The organism is Klebsiella sp. 141240, assembly GCF_050600805.1.
Lineage (GTDB): Bacteria > Pseudomonadota > Gammaproteobacteria > Enterobacterales > Enterobacteriaceae > Klebsiella > Klebsiella aerogenes.
The window spans coordinates 1-5864 of the sequence record NZ_JAQIRK010000038.1 but is presented as its reverse complement, the minus strand read 5'-3'; the positions used below and the strand labels follow the sequence as shown (position 1 = coordinate 5864).

The window sequence follows — 5864 nt, the reverse complement described above, 5'->3', positions numbered from 1 at the left end:
GGTGACCAAAGGACATCTGAGACCATTAAAAGAGGCGTCAGAGGCAGAAAACGTTGCTTAACGTGAGTTTTCGTTCCACTGAGCGTCAGACCCCTAAAATCCTGATGCTGATGTAGTCCCGTTTTATCGTCATCACGAAGCTTTCTGCTATGCCATTGCTTTCCGGGCTTCGCACTGCTGTCGTACAAGGCTCCAGTCCCAGCAACCGGGCGAACGCCGGCACTGTTGGCAACTGCCTTCCGAAGCGTTTTTCCACCGCACCCAGCATGACATCCTGCACCGTTTCTTTGTCATAGCCTCCGGTGCTCGCTGCCCAGTCAATGATCTCCCTGTCGCAGCAGTCCTGCGCGAAGGTCACCCGCAGCTTTTCGCCATTATCACAGCGGAACTCAAAGCCATCTGAGCACCAGCGCCGGTTACTTTCCGCTACTGCTACGCGCCCCTTATGGGCCCGCTTACGGCAAGGATCAGCGGGTTTACGTTCAAGAAGCAGATTATGCGTTCTCATAATGCGATACACCCGCTTTGCATTAACCACAGGCAGGCCGTCCCGCTCCGACTCCCGTCGCAGCAGCGCCCACACACGGCGATAACCATACGTCGGCAGGTCAGCCACCGCCATGTTTATCCGGGACAATACGGTGGTATCGTCAGAACGGGGCTGCCGTCTGCGATCCTGTCAGTCAGATGGCCGGTGAACCCGAATGCTCAACTGCGCACGCGACACGCCAAGACTTCTGCAAACGTCGCTTATTCGTCGTTCCCAGGCAACGAGGGCGCATGCGCAATCCATTTTTTTGCCCGGCCGAACTCCACGGCCTCTTTGAGTATCTCGGCTTCCATCGTCTTTTTGCCCAGAAGGCGCTGGAGTTCGCGAATTTGCTTATTGGCGGCAGCGAGTTCGGAGGCCGGCACCACTTCCTCGCCCGATGCAACAGCCGTCAGTGAACCGTCTTAATATTGCTTGCGCCATTTGAATATCTGGTTTGCATTGATGCCATGCAGGCGCGCGACATGAGACACGGTCATACCGGGCTCCATAGTCTGCTGAATAATGGCAATTTTTTCCTGCGGTGTACGACGCCGACGCCGCTCAGGTCCTGATAACACTTCAACCATCTTATCGTTCTGACTGGTATTAAACATAGTTCCAAGACTACCTCTTATTTTAAGAGAGTCGAAGTGTCTGGTGATCTATGGGGCCAGTCTAGCCCTCTTCCAAGTGTAGGGAGATATAGTCAAAGTTTGCTTCTCCGCCGATGAGTCCGCCCTGCGTCGGATAGTCCGATTTTTTACCGGCGAAGCACGGCTCTCCTAACCCTATCTAAAGCGAATAACTTTTTTCAACAGGGCCGCGTGCCAATGCAAGAGCGATAGGCGCTCTACGCGCCAATTTGACCACTTAAAACAGGTAAATTGAGGGGTTGTAATGTGTTGATGTAACAGGCTTTTATTTTAATGTCTTGGCATATGTATAATGGTAGTCTAGCCCTCCTTTCAACAAGGAGTACTCATGGAAACCTACAATCATACATATCGGCACCACAACTTTTCACATAAAGACTTAAGTGATCTCACCTTCACCGCTTGCACATTCATTCGCAGCGACTTTCGACGTGCTAACTTGCGTGATACGACATTCGTCAACTGCAAGTTCATTGAACAGGGTGATATCGAAGGCTGCCACTTTGATGTCGCAGATCTTCGTGATGCAAGTTTCCAACAATGCCAACTTGCGATGGCAAACTTCAGTAATGCCAATTGCTACGGTATAGAGTTCCGTGCGTGTGATTTAAAAGGTGCCAACTTTTCCCGAACAAACTTTGCCCATCAAGTGAGTAATCGTATGTACTTTTGCTCAGCATTTATTTCTGGATGTAATCTTTCCTATGCCAATATGGAGAGGGTTTGTTTAGAAAAATGTGAGTTGTTTGAAAATCGCTGGATAGGAACGAACCTAGCGGGTGCATCACTGAAAGAGTCAGACTTAAGTCGAGGTGTTTTTTCCGAAGATGTCTGGGGGCAATTTAGCCTACAGGGTGCCAATTTATGCCACGCCGAACTCGACGGTTTAGATCCCCGCAAAGTCGATACATCAGGTATCAAAATTGCAGCCTGGCAGCAAGAACTGATTCTCGAAGCACTGGGTATTGTTGTTTATCCTGACTAATTGCTTTGATGTGTGATTTTAAACGCTCAAATTTATAAAACGAATAATATTGTCAACCTTGCAATAATAGACATAGGGACAACCATGTATAAATTTTTACCCTCAGGCGTCTTCACAATAGAGCCATATAGCAGTGGGTCACTTAGTGGGCTTAATTTTTCCATTAAAGATAATATTAATATTGCTCAGTATAAAACATCATATGGTAGCCCATCTTGGCAAGTAAACATAAGGCTGCCATTTATAAGGCACTGTTGCAAAAATGTGGAGGTGATAGGGGTACTACGCCGGAACCCCAGATTTTTCCGTCCGTTCAAATTATCCACGGTTGAGCAGCTTGATCCCGTCCGCCCGCAGTTGACCAACAGGGGAAATATGCCTGTACAAAGTTTGCCGGGTTATCCCAAGTTCCTGGCATAGCGTACTGACCTTTGTTTCTGATTGTCCCATTGATGCCATTGCCAGTCGCAGTTTGACTGGCGTCATTTTATAAGGTCGGCCGCCGTTCCGCCCACGGGCTCTTGCTGATGCCAGACCTGCAGTCGTTCTTTCAGCAATCAGTTCGCGCTCAAACTCCGCCAGTGCGGCAAAGATACCGAAGACAAGCTTGCCAGCGGCCGTTGTTGTGTCGATAGTCGCCCCGTGACCGGTCAGCACTTTCAGACCGGTCCCCCTCGCGGTCAGGTCGTGCACTGTATTAATGAGATGACGAAGATCACGACCGAGGCGGTCCAGCTTCCATACGACCGAGAGCATAAAAAATATTGGGGCAGCGTGAGCTATGCTGCCATCGCTGGTCCCTTCCCGTCACTTTGAAAACCCGGATACCAGCAGACAAATTTATCCTGCAGTTCGTTATTCAAAACGGCGGTCCGGGTCTGTAACAAATAATGAGCCCCTTTTCTGCTCCACTGCATCTGCTGCTTTTTGGCCATTCGTCTGGCGATCACTTCATTGATCGTGGATTCCACAAACGCGGTTGATACCGGCTCTCCGTACCGACGCATTTCGCCGTAGTTTGGGATCATCATCTTATTATTCCGGATGTAGGTATACATTTCATCCAGATGTTTTTGCAGGGATTTCAGGCTAGGATAGCTGAGTTCAGGGTCATCGCAATACATAACGCAATTATCAATATGTTCCAGCGCAGCGACAACATTGCCATGCCAGAGATATCGTTTAATGCTTTCCAGCAGTGCCAGAACTTTACTCCCCGCCTCTGGATCTGATACCAGCAGTCCCCGGGCATATTGCATGAGCACCTTCAGCCTCATGGTGATATGAAACCAGTCCAGCACATGCGTTGACTCAGGGTACATACCGAACTGGAGGTCCCTGAGATTATCCGCGCCGTCGGACAGAAAAAATATCTGCTGGTTGGCCTGCATTCCCTGCGCTGAAAGGTGGGTCATGAGCCTGCGTTCCGGATGACAGTCATCCTTCTGAACAAAACCGAAGCGGCGGGTGTCAGCAGGCGCACCAACGGAAAAAGACTTCCCGGCAATAATTTCAAAATTACGCTTTTTGTCATCCCGATCGCGAACATAACCACCATCTATACCCACCACAAGCGGTTTTCCTGGCCTGGGCAGGTTCCCCCAGTCGCGGGGGCAGCCGGAAAGAAAACCTGAATGAGCTTCAGCCTCAGCGTCAAGACGCTGCGCCACCTGGCATAAATGATTCCTCACCGTTGAGGCATTCAGGCTGTGGCCCACCGGCAGAATATCTTTCAGCAGACGAGTCGTCATTTCATAGGAGATCATCGAGGCCCAGCGGGTTTCAATATATTTCAGTGCCGGGTGAGAATAATCGCCGGCCCAGTCGCTGAGCAAACTGACTGTCTTTGTATCACTCTCTTCACAACGGCACCGGTACACCCGAAGCCCGGATACCGGAATAACGCCAAACAGCGTCCGGTACCGTATTTTCTGTTTGCCTTTGATTCTGCGCGCAGCAAGGCAGTGAGGGCACCGGATATGGTGTTGAGTATATTCGTCTGCCTGCAGCTGGACCACCGACTGCTGGACCGTATTCAGCAACAGCTTGGATTCTGACACCGATAATCCGATGTCGTTCCGGGTCTCCCCTGATTTCTGGATTGTCATCAGTTCCTCCGTTCGACTGGAGCCTGATTCATCGGTGATGACTATCTGGAGCGTCAGTTGCATCATTGCCTCCTGCTGTGGTGGATGACTATCTCCCGGCTACTGGTTGTTCATCTGGTGACGAAGCTTATAATATGTGGAAACGCCAAGGCCCGCATGGTCGCAGGCGATCCTGAGCCTGACCCCTCTGCTTCTGAGTGCGTCAATTTCCTGGATCTTTTTGATATCGGCGCCGGGGCGCCCTGTTTTTTCACCCCGTGCTTTTTTCGCGGCGATGCCGTCGGCCTGCCTTTCCTTCAGTAAGGCTCGTTCAAACTGGCTGAATGCCGACATCATGTGCAGCTGCAGTTCCTGCATCGGATTGTTTGTGCCGGCGCTGAACGTCAGCTGCTCTTTCAGAAAAATAAGGGTAACGCCCTGGTCACGAAGCCGGGTGGTGACAGCGCACATATCCGACATATTCCGGCAAAGGCGATCGATGGAATGAACCAGAAGCGTATCACCAGGGCGTAATTGCCCCAGGAGTTCCTGTAACCCCGGGCGGTTTGTGTCCTTCGCGCTGGCATGCTCAACACAAATTTTATCAGGCTGAAAACCCGCCTTTGACAATGCCTCTTCCTGACGGGCCGTATTCTGATCGGCCGAGCTTACCCTGATGTAGGCATATTGCACGCAAAACCTCCGGAAGGTCTTTAAACATCATAGAGATTTAAAGAATAATCCATAAACACTGATTTAGGGAGGTTTATAGACATTTTTTCGGGGATCTGAGAGGCATGCTGAAAACGTATACCTTTATAGACATCAGTCAGCGACGACGGCCCAGCCAGATAACTTCAGGCTCCAGTACCGGAGATGCAAGGTCGAGCCTGCTCAGTTGCCGGTTGATTTTGTGGCGGTTGAACCTGACAGCATCCAGGTCGTCAGCAAAAGGGCGGATCTCGCCGACCGTTGTTTCATCATCCGCATTAACGATAGCTTCAAGAAACGCCAGGGTTTTATCGAACTCATCCGCAGCTGTGGCTCCGGGCATACCATGGCCGCTTATACAAAACGGCGCTTTCAGCGTAGAGTTTTCATAAATGGCCTCAACACGAATGTCATGAAGCCAGTGCTCAAAGAAATTGTATTCATAGGTAAAGCGATCGCCAGCATCAAAAGCAAAATCATCAATCACGACCCGGAACGGATTATCGACAAAACCGATGCCTCCTTCGTAGGAGATACCGTAATCTTTGCCATAAATGTGAAATTGATGGAGATGGTCGTCCCCCCAGCCCTGCACTATCTGGAAAATGAAGTGAAGCGCGGCCAGTGACGTGTCGGCAGCAATTCTCAGCCGACGCCAGACCATCGGACTGACTCCATGAACTGCTATTTTGATGACGTAGATCTTCATAGTCAGCAGGTATTGTTATGAAATGATGGTGGTTATTTTAACCCCTGTAGATGGCATCATTCGATGGCTGCCCCGAGGTTTTTCATGCTCTCCTTATTCAAAGGCCTTACATTTCAAAAACTCTGCTTACCAGGCGCATTTCGCCCAGGGGATCACCATAATAAAATGCTGAGGCCTGGCCTTTGCG

The 5864-nt window shown here is 50.2% G+C and carries 4 protein-coding genes and 3 pseudogenes; 1 reads left to right on the top strand and 6 read right to left on the bottom strand.

Going from position 1 to position 5864, the window contains the following annotated elements:
* Window positions 1-103: 103 nt before the first annotated feature.
* A pseudogene (locus PGQ95_RS26045) lies at window positions 104-1119 on the bottom strand (IS3 family transposase); the annotation flags it as partial.
* Between the two features lie 394 nt (window positions 1120-1513).
* Between PGQ95_RS26045 and PGQ95_RS26040 the strand changes: the two are divergent.
* The gene (locus tag PGQ95_RS26040) at window positions 1514-2170 is read left to right on the top strand and encodes a quinolone resistance pentapeptide repeat protein QnrS1 (RefSeq protein ID WP_001516695.1); all 657 of its coding nucleotides are present in this window, start codon (window positions 1514-1516) and stop codon (window positions 2168-2170) included.
* Window positions 2171-2488: 318 nt separating this feature from the next.
* Here PGQ95_RS26040 and PGQ95_RS26035 read toward each other — a convergent pair.
* The 5 genes and pseudogenes from PGQ95_RS26035 to PGQ95_RS26015 all read right to left on the bottom strand — a co-directional run.
* Window positions 2489-2917, bottom strand: a pseudogene (locus tag PGQ95_RS26035) (recombinase family protein); the annotation flags it as partial.
* A 32-nt stretch (window positions 2918-2949) separates the two neighbouring features.
* A complete protein-coding gene (locus tag PGQ95_RS26030; RefSeq protein WP_001493761.1) occupies window positions 2950-4341 on the bottom strand; it encodes an ISKra4-like element ISKpn19 family transposase in 1392 nt (463 codons plus the stop codon).
* 36 nt (window positions 4342-4377) lie between these two features.
* Complete coding sequence (locus PGQ95_RS26025) at window positions 4378-4950, bottom strand: recombinase family protein (protein ID WP_001493762.1); 573 nt, start codon at window positions 4948-4950, stop codon at window positions 4378-4380.
* Window positions 4951-5086: 136 nt separating this feature from the next.
* A complete protein-coding gene (locus PGQ95_RS26020; protein WP_012477564.1) occupies window positions 5087-5677 on the bottom strand; it encodes a plasmid pRiA4b ORF-3 family protein in 591 nt (196 codons plus the stop codon).
* 106 nt (window positions 5678-5783) lie between these two features.
* A pseudogene (locus PGQ95_RS26015) lies at window positions 5784-5864 on the bottom strand (IS6 family transposase); the annotation flags it as partial.